General features: G+C 66.6%; 5 protein-coding genes. All 5 read right to left on the bottom strand.

Going from position 1 to position 25853, the window contains the following annotated elements:
- Positions 1–36: 36 nt before the first annotated feature.
- The 5 genes from V5B40_RS07225 to V5B40_RS07205 all read right to left on the bottom strand — a co-directional run bounded on the left by V5B40_RS07225 (position 37) and on the right by V5B40_RS07205 (position 25770).
- Positions 37–10470 carry a CARDB domain-containing protein gene (locus tag V5B40_RS07225; protein ID WP_332353845.1) on the bottom strand — a complete coding sequence of 3478 codons (10434 nt, stop codon included), beginning with the start codon at positions 10468–10470 and terminating at the stop codon, positions 37–39.
- Positions 10471–10558: 88 nt separating this feature from the next.
- Positions 10559–16033, bottom strand: coding sequence for a CARDB domain-containing protein (locus tag V5B40_RS07220; RefSeq protein WP_332353844.1), 5475 nt, complete (start codon positions 16031–16033; stop codon positions 10559–10561).
- A complete protein-coding gene (locus tag V5B40_RS07215; RefSeq protein ID WP_332353843.1) occupies positions 16030–16440 on the bottom strand; it encodes a hypothetical protein in 411 nt (136 codons plus the stop codon). The genes V5B40_RS07220 and V5B40_RS07215 overlap by 4 nt, the downstream gene beginning before the upstream one ends.
- 20 nt (positions 16441–16460) lie before the next feature.
- Positions 16461–18581, bottom strand: a complete 2121-nt coding sequence (locus tag V5B40_RS07210) for a hypothetical protein (protein ID WP_332353842.1) — start codon at positions 18579–18581, stop codon at positions 16461–16463.
- Positions 18469–25770 carry an LEPR-XLL domain-containing protein gene (locus V5B40_RS07205; RefSeq protein WP_332353841.1) on the bottom strand — a complete coding sequence of 2434 codons (7302 nt, stop codon included), beginning with the start codon at positions 25768–25770 and terminating at the stop codon, positions 18469–18471. Before V5B40_RS07205 ends, V5B40_RS07210 begins: the two co-directional genes overlap by 113 nt.
- Positions 25771–25853 lie beyond the last annotated feature (83 nt).

The raw sequence follows: 25853 nt of genomic DNA, 5'->3' as shown, positions 1-25853 counted from the left end.
TCCTGCGCGAAAACTTCGAGAGCCAGTGGCTGCCCTTCACGAGCGTCGATTCGCAGCGCGGCGGGTTCGTCCGGAGGCGCTGCTGTCGTCAACGAGCGGCTGCCCGTTGGCCAAGACGGCGAGCAACTCGGGCGCCGCGTTTTCCGAGCGAACGATGATGCGCAGGGTATGCCGGCTGACGTTGGGCAGCGGGTGTTCCGGGGTGCTGAAGCTGCCGTCCTGCGGCGGCAGGCCGCTGTCGGTGAGGATCAACTCGACATCGCGGCTGCCCAGGTCGTCGGCAGTCGGCGTCCAGCGCAGCCTTGCCTGCCCGTACTGGCTGGCCGGAATCAGCTCGGCGCCGAGGGGCAGGCCCGTGCTCGTCCAGCTCAGCGGGTCCTGATCGAGATCGCTGGCGATGATGGCCACCGACAGCGGCTGGCCGACCAGCGCGACCACCTGGCGCGGCGCGGCGATCAGCGGTGCTTCGCTGAGGCTGCGCACGCTGAGGACGAAGGAGCGCGTTTCGCTGAGCCGCTGCGTGGCGTCGCCATCACCGTCGTCACTGGCGGTGATGGTGAGCGTGTAGTCGCCGCGGTCGCCGGCGCCGGGGGCGAAGCGGATGGCGCCGCGCAGTGGCGCACTGGCTGGGTCAGCTTCCGGGCCAGTGGCGGCCGGAGGCAGCTGCGCATAGGTCGCGAAGCGCGGCAAGCCGCTGATCTCGATGGCGACTGGATTGCCGTCGACGTCGCCGACGCTGAAGGGGATTTCGAGCACGCCGCCGGCGTCGACGAAGGCATTGCCGAGGTCGCCGATCTGTGGCGCGCGGTTGGCGTTGCTGACGACGATCGGCAGCGTCATCTGGCTGCTTGCCGGAGTTCCGGTGCCGTCGCCGTCGTCGGTCGCCGTGACGACGACGCTGTAGCTGCCGGCCTGCGTGTAATCCGGCGTCCATAGGATTTCCATCGTCTCGGCGTCGAAGCTGGCACCGGCCGGCAGTTCGCTGAGCTGGTAGCTGAGCGTCGGCGCGCTGCTTTCCGGGCCGATCGCTTCGCCGCCGGGATGCCTGCGGATGCGCGGCTCAAAGGCCGGGTTGTCGGGGTCGAAGGCGAAAACGCTGATGCGTAGCGGCTGGCCTTCGAGGACTCGCCAGGTTTCCGGTGCGGCGAAGATCGGTGCGCCGTTGGCGTTGGCGACGTTCAAGACGAGCTCGCGGCTGAGCACGCTGTAACTCGTTTCGCCGGCGAGAGTGGTCCAGGTGGCGACGATACTGAGCGGGACGCGATAAGTACCCTGCTGGTCGAAACCCGGGGTCCACGCGAACCAGCCGCTCTGGGCGTCGAGCGTCGCACCGCCCGGCAGCCAAAGCGCGCCGTATTCGAGGCTGAGTGTCGTGCCGTCGGCCTGGGCGCGGCCGGCGATCATCCCGGGTACGCTGGCGGCCAGTTGCAGCGCCCAGGCCTCGCCCTCGCGCAGCGATTGCGCGGCAACGGTGGCCAGCACGGGTGGCGCGTAGGCCTGTTCGACGGTGATCGTGAACGGGCTGCTGGACGTCCGCTTGCCGTCGCTGGCGATGACCGTGACAGCTTCCCAGACACCGGCCTGATCGTAGTCCGGCGTCCAGCTCAGGACACCGCTGGTAGCGTCGAAAGTGGCGCCGTACGGCAGATTGCGTAGCGCCAGGCTCAGGCGGTCGCCGTCGGCGTCGGCGGCGAGCAAGGGCAGCGACAGCGTTTCACCTTCGGCGATGCTGAGGTCGTAAGCGCCCTCGATCACCGGTGCACGGTTGCCGCCAATGACCGGCAGCGAGAATTCGCGCAGCGCGACGCCGCCGCGGCTGTCCTCGACGCGCACCACGATTTTGCTGCTGGCGTCGGCGCTGGCGGCTGGCGTCCAGGCCAGGGTGGCGGTCGCCTGCGCAGCTTGCGCGGAGGAAGTGATCTCGGCCGTTGCTGTCAGCGTGACCCCGGGCGGCGCTTCGACGAGCTGCCACCAGAAGCGCGTGCCGTCGGCGTCGAGTGCTTCGAGCGTCGCGCTCCATTCCTCGCCGACCCTTGCCGGCGGTAGTTGCTCGCTGTCGAGCCAGTCGGCGACAACCAGGCTTGGCGGCAGATTGTCCTGCGGGAAAGCGTAGACGCCGTGCCCAAGATTGGTTTTGAGCAGCTCGACCAGGCCGGCGCGCGGCGCAAGTTCGCTACCTGGCGTAACGCGGACGGTCTGGCCGGCGATCGTCGCGCCGACGGCGAGGCGGCCGCCAAGCGTCTGCAGCGCGGCGCTGAGGTCGATGGTCCACAGCTCGGAGTGCTGGAAGCTTGCAGCTGGCTCGGCTGGCGCGGCTAGAGCAGCGCCGGCAGGCTGGGCGCCGGCGATGGCGTCGGCGAAGTAGTGGCCGGCGTCGAGCAGCAGAAGCAGCGGCCCTCTGATGTCGTCACTGCCGACATTGGTGACGCTGACCTCGTAGCTGATTTCACCGCTGGCGCGGTTGGCGCGGGTATTGCTGAAATTCAGCTGCAGCCGGCTGCTCATGTCGGTGACAGCAGTGAAGCGGCTCGCATAGGCGTTTTGCAGCGGCGTTTCGGCGGCGCTCTGCAGACTGGCCGCAATGTCGATCTGGTACTCGCCGGCGCTGAGGCCGCTGACTTCCAGCCAGGCGCTGCGGCTCTGTGCATCCCAGCGCACGGCCTGCGGCTGCAGCTGCACACTTTCTGCACCGGGCTCTGCGCCCAGCGCACTCAAGGGGGTGAGCGTGTAGTTCGCCGGGTCGAGGACGCTGCGGGTGTCCGCTGCAACGCTGCCGTCAGCCACCGTTCCCAGCCACATCGCCTGGTCGAAGACGACACCGATGTGCGTGAGCGGCAGCGGCACCAGCGCGCCGTCGGGAACCGTGATGGCCTGAACGAGCGGTGCGCGATGGCGCGAGATTTCGTCGATGCCGGTCGTTTGGGCGACCAGGAGGCGGCCGTCAGCGGTGGCGACGACGCTCTCGCCACGGCTGCCGCCGGCTGCCACCTGTAGCGCTCGCCGGCTGTCGAGTTCGATCATCCACAGCGGTGACTGCTGCGGCGTACTCGTGGTGCCGGCGCCAACTGCGCGCTGGCGGAGGTTGCTGGAGGCGAACAGCAGCCCGTCGAGGGCGCTGCCGACGGCGCCGAAGGCGATGCGGTCGACCACGCCGGCGAGACGGTATTCGAGCTCGGCCCGGCCAGCGGAGCGGCCGTCCAGCGGGAAGCTGACGATCTCGCTGCTGGCTTGCAGTTGCGCGCCAGCGATCTCGCCGCCGCTCCATTTGACGCCCCACAGGCGGCCGTCAGCAGAGAAAGCCAGGTCACCGACGCGCTGATTGCTGAAGTGCTGCCAGGCGCGGCTGCGATCGCTGGCGTTGGGGTCGAAGATCTCGATGCCATTGCCCGAAGAAATGTAGATCTTGCCGCTGCTCGGGTCGATGGCCAGGGCGTGCGTCAGCGGATCACCGCCCGGGCCACGCTGACGTTCGATGATCTGGCCGCTGGCGGCGTCGAGCTGCAAGAGTTCGGCGCCGGTCGTCAGCCAAAGCTGGCCGAAGCGATCGATGGCCATGTCGAGGATCGGCGCATCGAGGGTGAACAGTGGCATAAGGCGGGAGGCGCTGGTGTTTACGGCATCCGTGGCGGTGGCGGGGCCACCGTTTCCGGCCAAGTGGAACACCTGGTTGCGCTCGGCGCCGGCGCTGGCCAGGAAGCTGTGATCCGCCAGTTCGACCAGCGCTTGCGCGCCAATGTCGGCGTCGCTGGCGGCGTAACCGGCGGCAAAGCTGCGCAAGCTGAAGGGCGCGAGTACGGAACGCAGATCGCTGCTCTGGCTGCTCGTGACATGCCCGGGCAGTAGCCGTTCCGCCTCGGCAAAAAGGGCGTTGCTGGGATAGCTGCGGTCGATCGCCGCCAGCGGCAGTTCGGCAGTTTGCGCCAGCGACTCGTTGACGCCGATGGCGTCGAGAATCTCCTGTCGCGCGCCGTCGTCGGGCAGCACGGCCCTGGCCACCGACGCCGCCTCGCGGTTGCCGGCGCGGTCGGTGGCGACAGCGAGGAATTCATAGCGCTTGCCGGCGCTGCCGGTGAAAATCGCCTGGCCGATGGTCGGCTCGACCTGGCGTTGCCAGATGCGGAACTCGCCGCCATCTTCGGCCACATAGACGGTCACCGACTTCACGCCACTGGCAGCGCCGGCACTGGCTGTGCCGCCACTATCATCACCATTGTCGCCACTGCCCGCAGCAAGCGCCGTGTCATCGGCCCGCCAGCGCACATCGAAGATCGGTGCGTCGTGCGCGCTGGCGCCGAGCGCGGTCACCGCCAGCGTCGTGCGCGGTGCTTCGGCGTCGAGCCTGACAAGGTTGCGCTCGCTGTCGATTGGCGGTGCCTGGTCGATGAACAGGCGCGCGACGCTGACAATGTCGACGCCGGAAGCTGCGCTGTCGCTGGCGCTGACCGTGTAGCTCAGCGAAGCGCGCTGTGGTGCGCTGCCGTCGCTCGGCTCGCCCGCCGCTGCGGCGAGCAGGCCACGGAGGGCGTCGTGCAGGACTTCGCCGCTCTGCGGGTCGATGGCCTGCAGCAGCCAGGTGGCGGTACGCGTCGCGACGTCGATACCGGCGCTGACGCGCAGCACGAAGCCTTTGCTGCCGCTGAAGTCGAAGTCGCCCTGGAAGCTCGCCTTGCCGGCCGGCAGGTGCACGTTGATGTCGCCGAGCTTGAGATCGCCGAGCCGGAAAGAGCGCGCGTCGAGGCTGGCGTCGAGTTGCGTCAGCAGGCGCAGTTGCCCTGCCGGTGCGCCGTCCGGCGTGCTGAAATCAAGGGCGTAAGGCAGCGGCGTCGCGCCGGGGACATAGCTGTTACCGTCGCTGCCAAGCGCCGCTTGCGGGCCGCGCACGCTGAGCAGGGCAGCATTGGCTGCAGACTCGCTGGCCGCCTGCTGCAGGTAGCGCGTGAGGTCGAGCGCTTGCCCCGGAACCGGCTTGAAGTCGGCGTCGAGCACGCCGATGTGACGCAGATATTCCAGCTCGCCAAGGCCGCCGGCAAAGACGTTGAAGTTGATGAAGTGCGTTGCTTGCGAGGCCTGTCGGTCGTAGTCGGCACGCTCGGCCGTTACCGGCACCGGAATTTCGACGAAGCCGGCGAGCGACTGCCGGTATTCGTCGTAGTCGACCGGGGCGGCCGTGGCTTCGGGATCGCCGGCGAAAGCAGCGGTATCGCCATACCATTTCTGGACCGTCGCAAAAAAGCCGAGCAGGTCGCCCTGGGTGCGATAGGCGTCGCCGCCGTGGGCGAGCAGGATGCCGCTGGCCAGCGTGCTGTTCAGGCTGACGACCTTGGGGTGGCTACGGATCGGTGGCGCTTCGTCGAGCGGGCGCAGCAAGCCGGCCGCTTCGAGGGCGCCAAGCCAGCCGGCGATCCACTGCGTGGGGTCGGCGGCGAGCGCCGCGAGACTGGCGGGGGCGGCCGCGTCGGCGAGGATTGCAGCGCGCAGCCGGGTGGCGTGCGCGACCTGCTCGGCGACGAATTCGTCGCGCGTCAGCGGCGTTGCGGCGCCGCTGATGTCGAAGCGGAAGGGCATGGCCAGCTGTTCGATTTTGAGCAGGTGTTCGTCGGGGTTCCTGGCAAGGAACTTCTGTGCCAGTCCTTCGGCAATGCGCTCGAGGTCCTGCACGCCGCCGTCGAGCAGCCCCTGCTCTTTCCACTCCGGGCGTAGCGCATAGAGTTTGTCGCGCAGGCCGTCGAAGTCGTAGGCCAGCCATTCGGCGAGGCCGGGATAGGTCTGCACGTTGAAGCTCATGCCGACGTAGCCGCCGGCTGCCACGTCGAGGACGTAGCCGGGCAGCAGGTTGATGCCGTCGGTATTGAGCGCACCGTCGAGGCTGGCCCAGGGAATGTCCGGGCGGCTCGTGCCGCTGGTCGGCGTCGGGCCGTAAGTCTGGGTGTTTCCGGCCGCGTCCAGGCTGACGCCGTCGGGGCGGCCGCCGACATTGCTGCCGACTACCAGGTAGGGTAGGGCGATGCCGTTGAGCACTTCGTCGCTGTAACCCATTTCCGGGACGCCGAGGTCGAAGCGCACGTAAGGCGTGTCGACGTTGCTCAGGCTCTGCAGCGAGACGCTGTACAGGCCGTTTTCACCAGGAGTCAGCGTGCGCGGGCCGCCGATGCCAATGGTCACGTCGGCCTCGATGGCGCGCTCGACCAGGAAGCGCTGCGCTTCGGTGACGCGCTGGCCATCGGGATTGGTGACGCTCAGATCGTAGAGACCGAGCGGCACGTTGCGCAGGTCGAAGACCGCCCGGATGTGCGTCGCGTCGAGTACCTGCCAGCGTTCGGGTTCGACTTCATGGACCCCAGGTCGCGTCAGCTTGACGAGGGCGCCGGGCTTGAAGTGGGCGCCTTCGATGTCGACGCTGACCCAGCGGTGCGCGCCGTTACTGCTGTTACTGCTGTTGTCGCTGTCGTCGCTGTTGTCCTGTTCGCCGCCACCGCCCTGGTCGGGGCTGATGCGCGTGATCGACAGCGGCAGCAGGTCGGCGCGCAGGGTCACCGGCGTGTTGGCGGCCCCTTGCCGTGAGCGCAGCAGCAGGTAATAGTCGCCGGCCTGCGTGCTCGGCAGCCAGACTTCCTGATCGGCTGCCAGTGGCCGCTCGTAGGCGGCATCGAAAGCGTAGCCGCTGGGCACGTCGCCGTAGCGCAGATAGAGTTCGTTGCTGCCATCGTCGGCATCGGCATCGGCACCCGTATCGGCAATGAGACTGACGCGCAGCGTTTCGCCGGCGGCGACGGCGACTTTGTAGAGACGCGCCTGGCCTGGCGAGAGGGTCGTCTGCAACGGCGTGCCGATCTGCATTTCGGGGACGCTGACCTGCAGCGTGCCACCCGAAGCGCTGCGGTTGTTGGCTTCGCCGGGCGGCAGGCTGAGGCCCGTCGCAGCGCTATAGCTGATGCTGCCTTCGAAGACTTCGTTGTACAGGTCGGGGCGGACGATGAGCCGCCAGTTGCCGTCCTTGAGTGGCGGCAGCGAGGCGTTCAGCGTGCCGTCGTAGCTGGCGTTGGCGGCCAGGCCGCCGGCACCGCTGTCGTGATCGAGCTTGCCGAGCAACTGATCGCCGAGATCCCATTCGTTGTCGGCCGAGAGGTAAATGGCATCGGTCGAGCGTCCCCAGGCGGGATTGCTCGACTGGTTGCTGATGCTGAAATCGATACGGATCGGCTCGCCGACGCCAGCGCTGCCCGGCATGACAAGCTTGGTGACGACCAGATCGGCCGGCGGCGGGACCTCGATCAGCATCGGCTGCACGGCGGCCAGCGCGTTGTTCTGCTCGCCCCCGAACTCGCGCAGCCTGCCGAATTCGCCGCCGCCCCAGGCGTTTGCCGGGTCGCTGATGACGAAGACGTACCACGGGCCTTCCATTTGCTGCGGCGCAGTGAGCACCCGCGTGGCGTCGTAGCTGGCGTCGGCGGCGAGGCCGCCGGAATGCTCGAGGTAGCCGAGATAGCGGTCCTGCCTGGTGTCCAGGTAGCGGTCGCGGGACAGGTAAACCAGGTCGTACCAGCGGCCCTGGTCGCCTGGTGTGTCGCCGCCGGCATTGACGACGCGGTAGCTGACGCTGAAATCCTGGCCGGCGACGACCCGCTCCGGAGCGAGCACTTCAACGAGCTGCAGGTCGGGCGGCGTGGCCAGGCTGATCGACAGCGGCGTCGCTGCCAGGTTGTTGCCTTCGTCAGCGAATTCGAGAACCGTTCCGGCGGCGTCGCCAAAGCGAGCCAGCGGCGGCAAGTCTGCACGGATGCTGCTGGCTCCGCTGGAGTAAGGGTCGGCGAAGATCGCGGTGTCGGTGTTGACCAGAATGTGGAAATCGCCGCTGATCGATGCCGGCAGCACGGTGGTGATTGACGCGGTATAGGACTCGCCAGGGCGCAGGGTTTTCGGCTGGCCCTTGTCGTTCAACTGCACGGCGTAGGTCTGCAGCGCGTGGTCAGCATAGTCGAGCGAGGCGTCGCGCGACAGGTAGATGCCGTCGACCCAGCTGCTGCGGCGCGTCTCGCGGTTGCCGCGATTGCTTACCGTCCAGCTGATCGTCAAGGGCTGCCCGGAGAAGGCTTCGCTTTGACCCTCGGCGAGCGCCAGGACGATGTTGTCGATCTGCAGATCCGGCTCGCGATAACTGATGGTGAGCGTGCCGCGGGCGAGGTTGTTGTCGTTGCGCGGGCCTTCGAAGACGCTGCCCGGCGCCTGGTTTGCACCGGCATACCAGGCGCTGCTGCCGGCGAGGCTGCCTCCGGACGACAACTCCGGGCGCGCCCGGCGCCAGCTCGGGTCGCCGCTGTCGCTTTCGGCGTCGGTAATCACGTAGACGTAGTACTCGCCGTCGGCACCAACCGGCAAACGCAGCCTTGCCGTGCCGGTATAGCTGGCGTTGCTGGCGAGACCGCCGACGTTGGCGTGTACGACGCTGCCCAGCGGGATCGCCCTTGCGGCGATGAACGAGGGGTCGCGGCTGAGGTAGAGGCTGTCCACCCAGCTGCGCGTTCCCGACCACACCGGGCCTCCGAAGTTGGTGACGGTCCAGGTCAGCGTCGTTTCTTCGCCCGAGAAGTGCGGCGTATCGCCTCCATCGCTCGCATCGCCCGCATCGTCAGGCTGCGCGCTTATCGCGGTGACCCGCAGGTCGGCGGCTTCGGCCTCGAGTTGCGAAGCAGTGGCGCGGGCGTTGTTGCCGTCGTCCGACTCGGCGACGCGCTTGCCGCTATCGGTGCGCAGGATCAGGTAGCGCCCCTTGATCCACGGCGCGAGTTGCAGCGTCTGGCTGACGCTGTAGCCTTCGCCGAAGCCCAGGCTGCGCGTCTGGGCATAGTCGGCGAGGTGCCAGACTTCGCTTGCCGTCTGCCAGTCGGCGCTGTCGGCCAGGTAGACCGCATCGGTCCAGCTGCCGTTGAAGGCGTCGCCGCGGTTCTCGACGCGGTAGCTGAAGCTGTAGCTCGCGCCGATGGCCACCGTCGCCGGCGCGACGAGTTCACTGACCTGCAGGTCCGGTGGTGTCGTTCCGAGCACGCTGATTGCTCGCGCCTGGTAGTTGTTGTTGTCGATCTGGCTCGGGTCGTCGGCGTTGATGTTCGTCGCCAGCGTGTCTTCGAGAATCACGTCGTAGGTGTCGCTCCAGACGCTCAGGAAGTATTCCCCCGAGGCCAGCGCGTCGGGCAAGCTGACACGGACGCTGGCGAGGTAGCTGTCGCCGACGCCGAGATGACCGACGTGGGTGAAGGAGCCGAGCAGGAGGTCGCCCTTGTGGGCACCCGGGCGGAGTTTGTCGCGCGCCAGCCAGACGGTATCGGTCCAGCGATCGAGCGCCGCCGAGTCGCCGCGCGTCGTCGCGCTGCCATGGTTGCTGACCTGATAGCGGACTTCGATACTGGCGCCGTGCACCGCCTGGTCCGGGGCGACGACGGCGCTGGTGACCAGGTCGGCAAAAGGCACGGCGTTGACCGTGAAGTGGGCGGCGTAGGCGTTGTTGGCGTCGTTCGGATACTCGTCGAGCTTGAAGCTGCCGTCGGCGACGACGATCAGATAGGCGTCGCCGCGCAGGCGGATCGGGATGTCGAGCAGCGCCGTTTCGCTGGCGTAGCTTTCGCCGGGCGCCAGCGCGCCAGCGTTGGCCACTTCACCGAGCAGACGATCGTCGCCGCTGAGCGTGCCGTCGAGCGACAGGTAAATTTTGTCGGTCCAGCGGCCGTTGGCCAGCGCCGCGCCGAAGTTGCCGATCGTGAAGCGGATGGCGGTTGCCGTGCCGGCGGTGATCTGCTCGGGGACGATGACGCTGGCGACGCGCAGGTCGGCCCGCGTGTTGAGCCCGATGGCCGTCGTTGCGGCGGCGAGCAGGCTGTTGTTGTTGCGCGCTTCGCCGTGTTCGTAGATTTGCTCGCCGCTCGCGTTGCTTTCGCCGAGCCTGGCGTTGGTGATGAGCTTGAGCCGGTAGAGGCCTTCGACTTTCGTCGGCAGGCGCAGTTGCTCGGTGCGCGTATAGCGCGTTCCGGCGGCCAGGCTGCGCTGGTGGCTGAAGCTGCCGAGGGCGATGGGCTGGCCGCTGCCGCTGGCCGGCAGCAGCCAGACGCTGTCCACCCAGCTGCCATTGGCGTCGGCGTCGCCCTGGTTGACGACGCTCCAGGAGACGTCGATCAGCGCGCCTTCCTGTGCGCTGGCCGGGGCGACGAGGCTCTCGACCTGCAGGTCGGGCGAGCGCGAGAGTTCGACCGGCAGCGCCAGCGAGTGGCCGCTGTTGTTGTCGGTGAAGACGAACTCGAAGGGGCCGCCGGTGCGCACGTTGAGGTAGTGCGTGCCGCTGATGCCCTCCGGCAGGACGACTTCGAGACTGCGAGCGTAGCGGCGCCGACGGCGAGCTGGCCGATGTGGCGGGCCTGGCCGAACTGCGCGACGACGCCACTGCCGTCGGCGTTGCGGCTGAGCCAGACCTGGTCCGACCACTCGCTGCTGTCGGTGCTGCCGATGCCGTCATTGAGCACCTCCCAGCTCACTGTCAGCGGACGCCCGCTGGCGGCGAGGCCGGTGCTGGTCACCGAGCGATCTGCAGGTCGGCGTAGGCGACGGGCATCACGTCGAGCGGGTGTTCGAGGTGCGCAATATTGTTCGCTTCGGCGTGATTCTCGAAGACTTCACTGCGCGCATCACTGACGACGAAGAGCCGGAAACGGCCACTGCTGCGCGCCGCGAGCTGGATGTCTTCGCTGCGGCTGTACGACTCGCCTGCCGCCAGCGCGCCGTCGTGGCGGTAGTCGCCGATGAGCAGGTCGTCGGCGTTGCCGAGGATGTCGTCACGCGAGAGCAGCACGCGGTCGCTCCAGCTGCTGAAACGGCCGGCGCCCGTGCCCTGGTTGCTGACCGTCCACGCCACGGTGAGCCTCGCCGGGTCGGCGATCAGCGTTTGCGGCGCACTGACTGCGCTCACCGCCAGATCGGCGTAGGGCGAGAGCTCGATCTGCAGCGACGCGGTCGAGCGATTGTTGCTGCGCTGGCCGTCGCCGATGGCATTGCCGGCGTCGCTGACGACGATCAGGTCGTAGGCGCCGGAGAAGTCGAGCGGCACGACGATGTCGGCCACCGCGTCGTAGCTGGCGCCGCTCGCCAGCGGGCCCTGGCGGACGATCTCGGCGAGTCGCTGCGCTGGCGCCGAGCCATCCGTAGGCGCCAGGAAGACCTGGTCGCTCCAGCTGCCGAGGGCGACACCGCCGGCGTTGCGCACCTGCCATTCGACGTGCAGTACGGCGCCCGAGGAGAGCAGCGGCGCCGGGTCGGAAACGTGCACCGACAGATCGACACGGGCGACCCGCAGGGTGTCGCTGGCGCGTGCCAGATTGTTGTTTTCGGCGCCGCGCTCGTAGACGCTGTCGTCGCTGTCGGTCTTGACCAGCCAGCGCCATTCGCCGTCGGGCAGCGATGTCGGCAGGGTGAAGCTGGCGCTGCGCGTGACACTGTCGCCGGCGGCCAGCACGGCGCTGTTGAAGACACTGGCCACTTCGCGCAGCATGCCGGCGCTGTCTTCGAGGAAAATCCGGTCGCGCCAGGCGCCGCTGCTCGATGCCGCCCCGCTGTTGCTCAGGGTGTAGCTGACGCTGGCCAGATCTCCCGGTCGCAGGGCGCTCGGGCCGAGTACGTCGCTGACCGTCAGGTCGGGCGTCGGCGTCAGGCGGATGGCCAGGGCGGCGGCGCTCGCGGCGCTGTTGTTGCTGTTGCGGCCGCCCTCGTTGACGCGACGATTGGCGTTGGTTTCGACGAGCACGAAGTAATCACCGTCGAGATCGCGCGGCAGGATCAGCGTCGCCTGGCCGCGATAGTCCTCTCCCGGCCCAAGCGCACCGCTGTGCACCAGTGAGCCGGCGACGACCAGGTCGTCGCTGCTCACGTTCGTGTCGGCGGAGAGCACGAGGCGATCGTTCCACTGTGCGCGGTCGGTCGTCGCGTTGCCGAGGTTGCGCACCTGCCAGCTGATCGACACTTCTTCGCCACTACGCGCCATGCTCGGCGCGTCGACGCTGACGACAGTCAGATCGACGATCGGCGTGATCAGCTCGAAAGGCAGGGCGCTGCTGAAGTTGTCCGCAGCCGGGTCGGGCTCGGCTTCCCTGGCGCTGTCGGTACGGATGCCCAGGGTGTAAGCACCGGCGCTGCGCAGCGGCACCCTGACCGAGGCACTTTGCGTGTAGCTCTCGCCGACGCGCAGGCCGCCCTCGTGTCGGACACTGCCGATCACCAGGTCGTCGCCATTGCCGATGAGCGCGTCCGTGCTGAGAATGATCTGGTCGTTCCAGCCGCCGTCGGCGTCCACCGTGCCGCGGTTGGCGACGCTCCAGCTGACTTCGCCGAGCTCGCCGCCGACGCCGCCCGGCGGCGCATTGGCGGCTTCGACGCGCAGGTCGGGATAGTCCCTGCTGGCCGAGTAGAACGTGACGCCGGCGCTGTTGTTGTCTTCGGCGTCGCCCTGCGGGTTGTGCTCGAAGACGGCGCCGACCCCGGTCTGACTCTGATCGGTGGTGAGCGTGATCACGAAGCGGCCGCTGCCCTGGTATCCCTGCGGCAGAGTGAAGTTGAAGTGGCGCTGGCGTGGCTCTCCGGGCTGCAGTGGGCCAGCGGGCTGTCCATCGACCGTGCTCAGCGGATCGAAGGCCAGATGCGTATCGAGGATGACGACATCGGCGTCGATGTTGCGCACGCGGATGCGTTCGTTGAAAACGGCGTCGGTGGCGCTGTCGCCTTCGTTCCTGATTTCCCAGGCCAGCGTCAGCGTCGCACCGGCCTCGATGCCGCCCACATCGGCCGGCTCGACACGCAGGTTTCCGGGCAGCAGGTCCGGGCCCGTGACGCGTAGCAGTTCGGCGCTGTTGTTGGTCTCGGCGTTGCCGCCGGGATTGGCTTCGGCGAGCTGCCCGCCGGCATCGGCGATGACGCGCAGCAAAAAGCGCCCGGCCGCGGCGGCGCCGCTGGGCCAGGTGAACTGCGCGCTCCGCGAACGGCTGGCGCCGGCAGCGAGCGGGCCATCGCTGGCCAGGTCGACGGTGGCGAGCAAGGACTCCGTCTCGGCATTGCGCAGTTCCAGGCGTTCGCTCCACGGCTCCTCGGCGGCCCTGTTGCCCTGATTGCTCGTCAGCCAGTGCACAGTGACCGTTTCTCCCGGTTGTAGCGCGCCTTCCGGGTCGAGCGTCAGCGCGTCGACGACCAGGTCGACGGAGGGTACGAGCTGCACTTCCAGCGCTGCGGCGAGGCGATTGTTGCTGCGGTTGCGCTCGCTGAGCCGCGCATCGGCGTCGCTGACGACGAGGACGAAGTAGGCGCCACTGAGGGCGCCCGGCAGCGTCACGGTGACCGCGCCGAGATAGCTTTCGCCTGGCGCCAATGTGCCGGCATGTGGCAGGTTGGCCACGATGATGTCGCTGGCGTCGAGGCTGGTGTCGGACGAAAGCAGCACGCGATCGTGCCACAGCGCCTGGTCGCTGCTCGCGTTGCCATCGTTGCGCACGCTCCAGCGGATGTCGGCGCTGCCGCCGCTGAGTGCAAGGGCGGGTGCCGTGATCTCGACTACGGTCATGTCCGCGAACGGGCTTTGCAGCGCGAAGGCCGCGCTGAGGCTGTTATCGGCGCGCGTATCGGGTTCGATCGCTTCCTGGTCGGCGTCGGTGCGCAGCGCGAGGAACACCGGCCCCTGGGCGATGAACGGCAGGGTGAGCGTGGCGCTGCCTGTATAGCTCTCGCCGTGACGCAGGCCGCCGCTGTGCCGGAAGCTGCCAACAAGGATGTCGTCGCCATTGCCGATGACCGCGTCGCGGCTGATGATGAGCTGGTCGTTCCAGTCGCTGTCAGCGTCGGCGCTGCCGCGGTTGGCGACTTGCCAGTCGATGCTGATCTGCTCGCCGGAGATGCCTGTTGCTGGGGCGGCAAAGGATTCGACCTGCAGGTCGGCGTAGGCCGTGCTCGCCGCGAGCAGTTGCACGCTGGCGCTATTGTTGCTCTCGGCGTCGGCCGGGAGGGCGGCGGCACTGCTTTCGAAAAGGACACCGAGACCGCTGCCGTCCTGGTCGACGCTGACGCGAATTTCGAGAGTGCCGACCGCGCGCAAGCCGTCGGGAAGGCGAAAACTGAAGCTTCGCTCGCGGTACTCGCCGGGAGCGATAGCGCCATTCGGCTCGCCCTCCGTGGTGGCAAGTGGGTCGTAGGTGACGCTGCTATCGAGTAGTTGCTGGGCGCTGTCAAGGTTGGTGACCACGATACGCTCGGGGAATGCACCGGCGGTCGAGCTATCGCCGCTGTTCCAGTCTTCCCAGTGAATGGTCACCCTGCCGCCGGCCTGAATGTCGGTGTCGTCGGTGTCGTCGGTGCGCAGCACGCGCAGGTTTCTGATCTCCAGATCGGCGCCGACGAGGTGGATCAGTTCGGCCGACTGGGTGCGCTGAGCAGCGTCGGTGCTGCCGCTGGCAATGGCGACGACGCGGAGCAGGAAGCGTCCGGCGGCGCTGCTGCCGCTCGGCCAGAGCAGGCTCGCGCTGCGGCTGCGGCTGGCGTCGACCGCCAGCGGCTCTTCGCTCGTCAGATCGTCGAGGACGATGCTGGCAAGCAGTTCGCGGGTCGTCAGGTTGAGTAACTCCAGGCGCTCGCTCCAGCCGGGCGCGGCGGCCTGATTCCCGCGGTTGACGGTATCCCAAGCGATCCAAACTTCGGCGCCGGGCTCGAAAGCGCTGTCCGCGGCGAAGACGAGATTTTCGATGTGCAGTTCACTGGCCGGCGCCCGGACGACGTCGATCTCGATGGAGCGGGCGTTGTTGCGCTCATTCATCCCGCCGACGCTGCTTTCGCGGATGACATTGTCGGCGTCGGCGATGACCGTTATCCGCAGGCGGCCGGCAGCGCTGTCGTCGGCAGGCAGAGTGAGGGTGTGGCGACGGCTGCGCGAGTCGCCGGCGGCAAGCGCTCCATTGGCAGACTCGCTTGCGTCGTAGGGGACGTAGACGTCGGCAACGATGCGGCCACTGTCGAGATTGCGGACGACGATGCGCTCGTGCCAGTTGCCCACGCTCGCCTCGCTGCCACGGTTCTCAAGCAGCCACTCGAGGTCTATTGTCTGGCCGGTGCGCAGCTCATCGGTAGGGGCCACGATGATGCTGCTGACGGTGAGGTCAGCTGCCGGTTTGGCACGGAAGTCATCACGAGTCTGTGTGCTTGCCTGTGGCACCAGGCCGAGGCTGAAGGAAATTGGTGCCGCAGCTTTCGTGGCTGTGTTGGCGCCATCGATCACCAGCGTATAGCTGCCGGTAATCAGGAGTTCGGGCGTTTCCTGATCAACGCCGCGCAGGCCGTGCCGGTAGACGATCTGTCCCGTGGCGCTGTCGACATGGTCGACGGCGACGCTTGCCACGCCCATCGCGCTGGGCTGGAAAACTGTCCGCCCAAGCGGGTCGAGAAGTTTCCACTGCGCGACGGCGCGCGCCGCTCCCGAGCTCGACGTGCTGCTGGCGTCCAGCACGTTAAGGAAGTAGCGCTCGCCGGCGCGCGCCTCGAAACGGAACGTCTGCGTGCCATCCGCCGGTGCAGTGCTGATCGCCGTTGGTGTGTCACGAGCCAGCAGTGGGCTGTCGTCGAGCGCCAGCACGCGGAAGCTGCAGCTTTCCGGCGTGCCGCCGAAGTTGCGGATCAGCAGCGTGTAATCGCCGGCGGCGAGCTCGCCGGAATGATAGCGGGCGTGGTTGACCGTGCTTGCATAGGTGCCCGTGGCGGGGTCCAGCATGCGTCGCGAGAAGAGCAGCAGGCCGGCAGGATCGAGGAGTTGCCACCATAGATCTGCACCGCTGCTCAGGCTGTCGAAGGCGAGGACGCTGGGCTGCTCGAGGTGCAGTGCGTAGGGTGTGCTGCCGTTGCCGTCGACGGTCAGGCCAACAGTGCTGCCAAGTACGAGAGGCGGTACCTTACTGGCAGTAGCCGGCGGGGTGCGCAGTGTGAAGGCGTAGGGTCGATCGTGGGCGGTATCGGCAGCGCCGTCGATCAACAGCAGATATTCGCCGGCCGCATCGCCAGCGGGGAGCCGTGGCTTCTGGCGTCACCATCGGCTTGCTGTACTCCATCCGCCGAGAGCAGGCGCCAACGCAGAGCGCTGGCCGAGCTCGCGTCGCCGTCGAAGACGAAAGCGTCGCCTTCGGGGATGCTGAAGCGATAGCTGTCGACGACGCGGCCAGTGGACAGGCTGCCTCTGGTCAGGGTGTTCGGGAGCAGGCGTGCGGCTTCGCCGAGGGCGTCTGTTTCACTGAGCGCGAAGCGCAGCTGCCTGGCCGCCAGCTCGCTGGAGACATCCCGCAGTTCGAGGATGTAGCTTCCTGCTGCGGGGAGCTTGATCGCGCGTGGTGCAGTGTTGAAGGTATTGGAGCGTGCTGGCTGTGTCCGAGCTATCGGCGGCATACACTTGCCAGCCCGCGGCGCTACGGACCTCGACGTGGGCCGCGAAGTTCGCGCTCAGCGGGCTCAGCCATAGTGTCGCGGCGTCGCTGGTCGTGAAGCGAAAGGCGAGCTTGCCGCCAGCGTCGAGCATCGCAGTTGCGATGGCTGTTCAATGTTAACGCTGGCGCGGGTCCTTCATCGTTCGAGACCGTGAAGGCGAAGTGGCGGTTTGTCGCGCCATCGCCAGTGTCGGTGTCGCTGCCATCATCGCGGAGCAGGAAATAAGTGCCGTTACGGGCGAGGGGGCCGGCACTACCCGTGCCTTGTCCACGCGCCAGCTCCTGCCCGAACTCGTCGAGCAGCCACCAGCGCTCGCTGTCGCCGGAATGCTCTTCCAGCGTCAAGCAGTCGCCAGCGGCGGCAACGAAGCTGAAGACCGCGACCTGGCCGGCCAGGCGCTCGCCGCTGATCCAGGCACCCCTGCTCAAGGGCTGTGCCTGCGCCAGGTCGAGCAGTCGGAAAGCGAAGTCATCGCCGTGGTGGAGATCTGTATCTGCCGTAAAAGCAAGGTGATAGCTTCCTGCCGGCAATTCGACAATCGGCAGTCGATCGTCGAGACTTGCCGCGCTGGCCAGCCTCCCCTGGTCGATCAGCTGCCCATCGCGAGAAATCCGCCAGGTGAAAGCGGCACTGTCGCTTTCGCTACGGGCCAGGTCGATCAGCACTCGCGTGGCCGTCGGTACGCTGAAGCGATAGGCAGCGCTGGCGGTGGCGGCGAAAGCTTCAGCGCCGACCTGTTCGCCAAGCGCGATCAGCTGCGTCGTTTTCAGCGCGAAGCGGTACTCCGCCTCTCCGCCAGCCGCCGACTGCTGCTCGCTGTCCCAGACGAGGAAGTAGTGACCCGGCGGCGGTGCTGCGACAGTCGTCCTTGTTTCGTCGAGAGAGCCCGCCGCGACCTGGGCGCCGTCGCTACGGAGCAGGCGCCACCAGCCGTACAGTCCGCCGAGCTTGCCGGGCTGGTAGTCGAGGGGCGTCCCTGCGGAAAGATCGACGGCGTAGATGGCCGCTTCGCCGGCCTGCAGGCGACCGTAGACAGCTGTGTTGAGCGACAGGGTGGGTACCTTGGCGAGGTCGAACAGGCGCATGGCGTAGGCCGTATCGCCGCTTGTCGCAGCGATCGTCTGCACCTCGATGCGGTACTCGCCGGCCTCAAGAGCGAGCGGCTCCAGGGGGCGTGATGTCGTGTAGGCGTAGATCGCTCGCAGCCATGTGTTCCCCTCGTAGAAGGTAATTTGCAGCGGCGAATCAACTTTTTCCACATCGAGATAAAGCAGCTTTCTCTCGGTCAAGCGAAGGCGATAGCTGTGTTGCGCTTCGCCGGCGTCATTTGCTGGCAGTTGGCCTGCGATACGGCTGTCGAGCGTGATTGGCGGCTGTGGCCGTTCGATGGAAAGGCTCGAGTCGCCAGCGAAATCCCGGCGTCGCACGAAATACCAGCTGCCGTCCTGCGACGGCACAAAGCGCAGCACGGCGCCGTCGGCAAGCAAGTCCGCCTGCAAAAAATCCGTTCCGTGAATCGACCATTCGCTTCCGTTCGCGGCCTGGAGGAGATATTCGTCGCCGGCCGCGAAATCGACTCGATAGATGCCGGCGTCGGAGTCGCCGAAGCTGATCCGCTCGCCGATACTGTGCTCGGCAACTACCTGGATGGCGTTCGTGCCGCTATCGACCCGAACAGCGATGCTCCCGCCCCGGCCATAGTCGAGCGACACCTCCAGCGTGTAGTCGCCAGCGGCGAGTGTCAGTACATCGGTGCTGGCCTCGTAGCTGTTCCAGTAGCCGTGGTGACCGGTAAGCAAGCCGGCCGCGTCGCGCAGTACCCAGTGTGCTTCCCATGCGCCATCGCTGCCGCCGGTGTGACCCGTGATCAGTGCGAGGGCGTTGTGGTCGAGGGTGAAACGAAAAGCCTTGCTGGTCGCGCTGCTGTCGTCCAGCGTTTCGCTATGTTCCAGGCCCAGCACGAGAGGCACGCTGACGAGCGGCATTTGCTCATCGCCAGCGTCCCGCCTTGCCACGATGGTGTAGTTCACGGTTCCGGCAAGATAGTCGCCGCCAAAGAGGACGAGGGTGTAAATACCGGACTCTTCGACCGTCTCCTGCAAAGCGCCGCCGCCGCCGAGCCAGTGATTGGCAAGACGCCGAGCGAGCGGGTCGAACAGGGCAATAGCTGACGTTGCTGTAGCCATAGCGGTCGAAGCGCATGGCGCTGCTTACTTCGACCGTAAGCAGTTCGCCGGCTCGTGCCTGCAGGTAATAGATCTGCGTTTGCTGTTCGCCGGGAGCCAGGGTGCCGGCGACTTCCTCTTCGGGGTCCAGGAGCGGGTAGTCGGTACCCGCGGTGTTCAGCAGGCGGAAGCTGAAGTCATACGACGCATCGCGATTGCCCGGCGACGAACTGGTGTAGAGCCTGAGTACGTAGTCACCGGGTACGAGTTCGAGCAGGTCGTGGTACCTGCTGCCCAGATAGCTGTCGGCCAATTGCTGATCATCTGCGTTGCGCAGGTCGTAGTCGACATCCCATATCTCCGACAAGGCCTCGACGACAATGCGGCTGTGCTCAGTCACCGAAAAAGTGTAGGTGAGTGAGTAGATGTTCGACGCGTCCAGGCTGACCGTGCGCACTTCGTCCAGTTGCAGGGTCTGCGGGGCCGACGCGACGAGGGTAATGTGCGTGTTCAGCGCGCCGCTGGCCGCGCGCTCCGCTTGTCGCTTCAGTTCGAGGGTGTAGGTGTCACGCTCGCCGGGCAGCTCGATCGAGGTGCTGGCGCCGCTTCCCTGTGCGAGCAGGTCGAACCAGCTATCGAAAAGCAGCCAGCTGAGTTCTTCGGCCGGCTCCTCGGCTGAGTCCGTGTCGATGTCAAGGCGAAGGTATTGTCCCTCCAGTGTCGAATCGAGTCGGAAGACCTTGACCTGTTCGCCGCTTGCGAAGCTGGCCAGGGTTTCGCCGATCGACAATTGCGACACCTGATCCAGATCGACCAGTTGCACGCTGAAGGCCGTGCCGCCGTCTGCCGACAGGTCGAGCGCGTAGGTGCCGGCGGACAGATACATGCGGTCGGGCGAGTCGGCGTCCCGATCGCCGTCACCCGGCTGAGCCGGGCCAAGAGCGAACCAGTCGCCGGAATCGGGAGCTTCGCCGGCGTCGCGGAGTCGCCACTGGACGCCCGCGTCCGAGCCCTGGTCGTGGATCTGGAGATGCGTGCCTGTGGGTACCTGCAGCTTGTAGCTACGCGTCCCTTCGTTGATGGTGAGACGCCCGGAAAATCGATCGCCAGGGAGTAGAGTCGTCGCCGACAAGGCGAGGCTGAAGTCAATACCATCCCTGGCGTTGGCTTCGTCCTTACTCTGAGCAGCGCCGGAAAGGATGACCATGAAGCGTCCGACTTCGAGTTCGCCAAGCTCAACGAGGTGAACCATCGCGGCACCGCCGTTGACGTCCAGATTGTCGCCGCCTTGCACTTGCCGACCCGCGGCGTCGTAGATTTCCCAGCGGACGGGCGAGGTGCTGGTGGTGGCGATCTGCAGCTGATGATCACCAGCCCTATGGACATCGTAGTAGTAGACGACGGCGTGGCGAGCATTCGTCAGTCGGCCGTTCGTTCCCGTCGGGGAGAGTGCTTCCGCGTGTTCGGAGGCGAACAGTTGCAGGCGGTAGATGGCCTGGTCGGCTGTCGCCTCGATGATCAGCTCGTAGTCACCAGCGCCGAGCCGTTCCTTGTAGCTGGCGTCGTTGTCGGACCACCAGTCGGAGTCGGCCGAGCCGGGATCTGCGCCGGCGGCTAGCAGACGCCAGCGGATGTCGCGCGAGCCGGTATCGTGTACCCAGGCGCGCGTCGGCAGGCTGGCGGCGAAAGGCAGGCTGACCCGGTAGCGGACGCGGTCGCCCGAGTGCGTCAGGACGCCATCCAGGGTTTCATCCGGCTGCGTGCGCGAGAGGCTCGCCTGGTGGATCTGCAACTCATAGTCGATCGACGTCGCGACAAGCGGGTCGATTTCCAGGACCAGAAAGCTTTCCCCGTCGGTGGCGCTGTCCAGCTCGATCTGCTTGTCGAACGGAAGCGCGGATTGGTCAATCAGAATGCCGTTAGCGTCGTAGACTGTGAGCCTGCCTGCTGCGCTGTCACTGCTGCGGGCCGCAACCGTCAATGGCCGGCCATCGTTCGCCGGCGGCACGCGAAAAATTTGCACGCCGCTGCCGGCGTGCAGGGTTCCGCGTATTTCCTCGTCTGACGACAGCGTTTCGGCGGCGCCGACGTCGAGCAGGCGGAAAGCGTAGGGGCCGAGATCGTCGACCTGGTCGGCCTCCACGGCGAAGGTATAGGTGCCTGCATCGAGGGCAAGAAAGGCATTGCTGTCGCAGATGCCGGAGGCGAGAAGCGAGCCGTCGGCGGCGCGCAAAGTCCAGCGGTTTCCGGAAGCGGTGAGTCCGTCGAAGAGCAGGCGTGTCGGCCAGTCGAGCGAGAGTTGCCATTGATCGGCAAAGTCGGGGAGCCGGGTGTTTCCAGCGGCCTCGCTGCCGACGCTCAGCGTCGCAATCTCTGGGCTGAGTAGCGTCGCCGCATAACGCAGCGTCAGCGGCGCGTCAGCGACGCTCCTGCCGACGACAATCAGCAGGTAGGTACCGCTGCGCGGGAGCGTTGCTGCAATGGGTGAGTCGCTGGCGTCGGCAGAGGCGTTGACGATGCGCCGCAGGTCGTCGGGAGCCAATACTTGCAGCGCTGCCGCGCCGCCGCTCAGGCTGAGAACGTCGAGGCTCAGGCGGTCGCCGGCTGTACCGTCGATGCGGAAAAGTTGCAGGCGGCTGGCGGCGTCGAAGAGCAGGGTTTGCGTGCTATCGAGAGGCAGGGTTTCGGCCTGGCCGGCATCGAGCAGGCGGAAGCGGAAGTTGTCGGTGCTGCCAAAGCCAGGGACGATGCGCAGTCGATAGAGGCCGGCAGCGTCCAGCCGGATTGGCTCGACGGTGGCATTGCCACCGAAGCTATGGTTGCTGTGGATGAGTTCGACCGGTCCACGCAGCTCCCAGCTCAGATTGTCGCTATCACTCAGGGCCTCCAGAACGAGCGTCGTCGGCGCGTCGATCGAAAAAACATACTCGCGAACCAGGCCGGGCTGATCGATAACTCCGGAAACGTCGCTGCCAAGCATCATTTCCTGGCTGCGGACCAGCAGGCGGCGCAGCACGAACTCATAGAATTCATAGGTATCGCTCGGGTTGTCCGTGCTGTTGTCGATTTCCTGACCGTCGACGACGAAGATGTAGCTGCCGGCCGGCAGTTTGAAGAGTTCATTACTCTCCGACATGCGGCCGCTGAGCAGTGCTCTGCCGAGGCTGTCGAGAATGCGCCAGTCGCCGTCGTGCGTCGGCGTGATGGTAGGCGTGAAGATGAAGTCGCTGTCCTCCTCGACGCGCAGCGAGAATGCCTGTGCCTCGCTTGCCGGGCTAAGGGTCAGTGGGATGAAGCTTTCGAACGGAAGAAGCGGCAGGTCGGCCGTGTCGAGCAAGCGAAAGCTGAAGCTGCCGGTGGCCAGGGTGGGGCTGGCTACGTCGAATTTGTAGTTGCCGGCGGGCAGCGACAGCACGCTGGAGCGCGTAGTGGCGAAGCTGTTCAGCGGCGCCTTGCCAGCAGCTCCGTTGAGCGGCGCTTCCACGCCGCGCGGCCCGCTCAATCGCCACACGAAATCGCGAGCGTCGGCGCCGCTAATTTGGCCCGTGTCGATCAGCAGTGAGCTCGGTGCGGTGAGCGTGAAGCCGTAGCTGACGCCTTCTCCCGCGCGCTCGATGCTGCCGAAGCTGCGCTCGTTGAGCGTCAGCGGTGCCGTACGGGAAGTCGTCAGGGCGAAGGCGAAGGCAATGGGTCGTGGCGAAGAGTCTGGCGCCTCGTAGCCGAAGTCGGGAAACACAGCCAGCAGATATTCGCCGCTACTCGGCAACTCGGTTTCCGTGACGCTCGTGCGGAGAGTGGCGATCGGGCGGTCGTAGGGATCCCACACTTGCCAGGAGACTTTTTGATTGGCGTTGGCGGTGAGCTTCAGTTGGGAGACGATGCTGTGCTGGCCGGCTTCTGCGGTGAAGCGATAGAGACGCGTTTCACCCGCGGGGATCGTTTCGTTGCTGCTTGCCCCCGAGAGCAGGTCGATGGCGGCGTCGGCATTCAGGACGCGGAAGCGATATTCCGCGACCTGCGGGCTGAAAGTGTCCAGGGTCAGCAGGTAGTCGCCAGGCCCTAGCCGAAAAATCTGCCCCTGATCGTCGCGGAAGGAAGTCCATCCGCGTACCGTGCCGAGCGGACCGGCAAGCATCCAGCGGGAGGATGGCGCACTCGGGGGGCCACTCAAGGGACCGCTCAGGGCATCAAAGACGAGAGTGCTCGCCTGGTCGAGGGTGAAGCGATATTCGGCGACACTGCCGACGCCGGCCGAGCTGACGCTGATCGGGCGGTTGAAGACCAGCGCCTCGCTGACTCTGGTCTGCCTGGCAAGCGTGAAGCCGACATTTGACGCGCCTCTGGCGCCGTAGTAGCCATCGTTGAGCAGCGTGTAGCGGCCAGTCGTGGCGATGTTGATGCTGGTCGTGATGCTCGCGCCCGAGGCCGCCGCGACCTGGCGTCCGAAGGGGTCGAGCAGACGCCAGACGCCGCCAGCCGAATCCACGGCGTTCAGGATCAGGGTGCTGCCGGTCGTTGCGGAAACGCGGTAGCCGATCGTCGAGGCGGCCGCCACGCGCATGGTCACCACTCGCTGGCCGAGCACCAATTCCTCGAAGCTCTCACTGTCGAGTAGACGGAAAGCGTAGGCGCCGTCACCATAGACACTGCCTGTTGCGGCACTGCCTTTGACTGTCAGGGCGTAGTCTCCCGCCGGGAGATTCAGGAATGGGTTGGTGTCGGCGGCGTCGCTGCGGTAAAGCGGGCGGCTCTCCACTTCGCTGCCGCGTGGCCCTTGCAAGGACCAGACGGCGCTACTGAAGTCACCCTGCGTGTCGAACACCAGTTGACGGTCGTCGGCAAGCGTGAAGCGATAGGTCCGGGTGGCTTCGGCCGTGGGCAGCAGGCCGGCAAGCATCGTGCCGAGAGGCACTGCCTCACCGGTGGGCAGTGCGGCCAGGTCCAGATGGCCGACGCGCTTGAGCTGGAAGCCATAGTCGCGCGGCGTCGTCGCGTCGACGCGCCCTTCGAGCAGCAGGGTGTAGGCGCCGTCGCTGCTCAGCAGCCGGACGTCGGAGCTGTTGCCGGCAGCCGGTAGGGCGGTGGGTGCGCCGACGTCGCGGCCGAAACGGTCGATCAGCCGCCAGATGACTTCTTGGCCAGCGCTGTTACTGCTGTCACTGCCGCCGCTACTGCCACTCATGTTCTCGAGGGCGATCTGGTCGCCGGCGTTGGCAAGGAAGCGATAGCTGTGGGTGCTGTTGCCGGGGGGCAGGACGATGCTGCTGGTGGTATCGAGCGACAGCGCGGGCGCAGCCGCCAGATCGAGCAGGCGGAAGGAAAACTCGCCGCTGGCGGCGGCTGTGCCGTGCACCGTCAGCTGGTGTTCGCCGGGCGGTAGAGTCAGGATACTGAGGTGGCTGGCGGGCGTGCTGGCGCCGCTGCTCCCGCTGACTCCGCTATCGTCGAAACGCCGATCGGTGACCTCTTTGCCGCGCGGTCCGGCCAGTGACCAGACGATATCGGCGCGCAGACTCTGTGCTTCGAACGCTACTTGCGTTTCTTCGGCCAGATCGAAAGTGAAGATCGTCGACTGGCCAGCGCTGGCGATGGCTTCGGAAATGGTCTCGCCAAGGGTCTCGCCAAGGGTCAGCGTCCGGGTCACATCGGGGACTGCGTGCAGCGAGAATTCGTAAGCGAGCGCCACGTCGGCGGCGTTGTTGTCCGCGCCATCGAGCAGCAGCCAGTACTCGCCGCTCGATGGCAGCGTAAATGGTCGGGTCATGGTGGCGGGATTCGCCACGGCGCTGAAATTTCCGGCCGCGACTCGCACTCCCCAGGGATCGACCAGGCGCCAGGCGAGTGAGCCGCCGGCGACCGAGCGCGGCTCAAGGAAGAGCTTGTCGCCGGCATTGAGCGCTATCTTGTAAATCTGCGACGCGGTGGCCTGCTCGAGCTGGCCGCTCGTAACTGCGTTCGCGACGAGCTCCGGCGCCGCGTCGGCGGCGAGCAAGCGGAAAGGGAAACTACCCGTGCCTGTGCCGTCGAGGCCGACTGACAGGGTATAGCTTCCGGGCGGCAACAGCAGTCGCTCGACGCCGTCGAAGAGCGTGCTTTGCCACGCCATGACGCGCGCGACCTGCTGACCGGCCGGCCCGCTCAGCGACCAGGCGAAGCCGGCGTTGTTCAGGCGGTCGAAAATGACTTCTGTCGTCGCGTCCACATCAAACTTGAAGTGAGCGACTTTGCCGGGCTGGTCGATGTGGGCGATCTGCGTTTCGCCGATGCGCAGTGGCGAGACGCTGTCAACCACCGTTTGCAGGGTGAATTCGTAGGCCAGCGCTGCCTGATTGGCGATAGCGCCTGCGAGCAGGAGCAGGTATTCGCCGCTGTGTTGTACGGTGAAGCGCGCGCCATCGCGCCGGGCATCGAAGCTGACGCCCTCCTGGCGGCCAAAGGGGTCGAGCAGGCGTCCGAAAAGTGCAGCGGCGGCGGGCGTCGTGGCCTTGAAAGCGTAGCTGTCCCCGGCGTTGGCACGGAAGCGGTAGGCTGCGCTCTGGTTGCCGACTTCGAGCACGCCGTTGACCGGCGTGTCTGGCGCGATCACGCTTGCCGAAGCGGCGTCGATCACGCGCAGCGAGTAGGCGCCCAGCGCCTCCTGCGCGCCATCGACGCGCAGTTGGTATTGGCCGGGCGTCAGATCGTAGGCCGGCGGACTGGTGGATGGGGAATCGGTGGCGCTGAAAGAGCTCTGTCCTACCAGGCCGCCGGGACCGTCCAGGCGCCAGCTCAAGTCGCTGCGATTGCTCAGGCTGTCGAGGACGACACGGCTGGCTTCATCGACGGTGAACCGGTAGTAATCCTGCTCGCCGGGAACGTCGATGCTGCCGGCAAGAGTCATGACTCCTGCGGCGGGATCGCCGTCGAGAAGAATGCGCGGTTCGAGGGCCTCGAAATGGAGCTTTGCCGCCGCAACTTCGCGTTGCCTGCCTGTGGCTGCGAGCTGTATTGGCGCTGGCGGCGCTGCTCGCTGGCTTGGGCGCGCTGGCTGCGCGGGCGGCGGCTCACCGGGATGAAGGCCGCGATCGGAAGCATCGGGAGCGTCTGGAGCGTCGGGACAAGTGTTCTTGCCTGTGGACTTGCGCATGTTTGTTCCCCCTCGCATTGCCAAACTCAATGCCAACGGACAAAAAACCTACGTTTCTCAGCGACCGGTAGCGGTCGTCTGTG

The sequence above is a fragment of the Candidatus Accumulibacter meliphilus genome, from assembly GCF_036625345.1.
Classification (GTDB): Bacteria; Pseudomonadota; Gammaproteobacteria; order Burkholderiales; family Rhodocyclaceae; genus Accumulibacter; species Accumulibacter meliphilus.
Note: the sequence above shows the minus strand (reverse complement) of the source record. Positions and strands in the feature narration are given on the sequence as shown.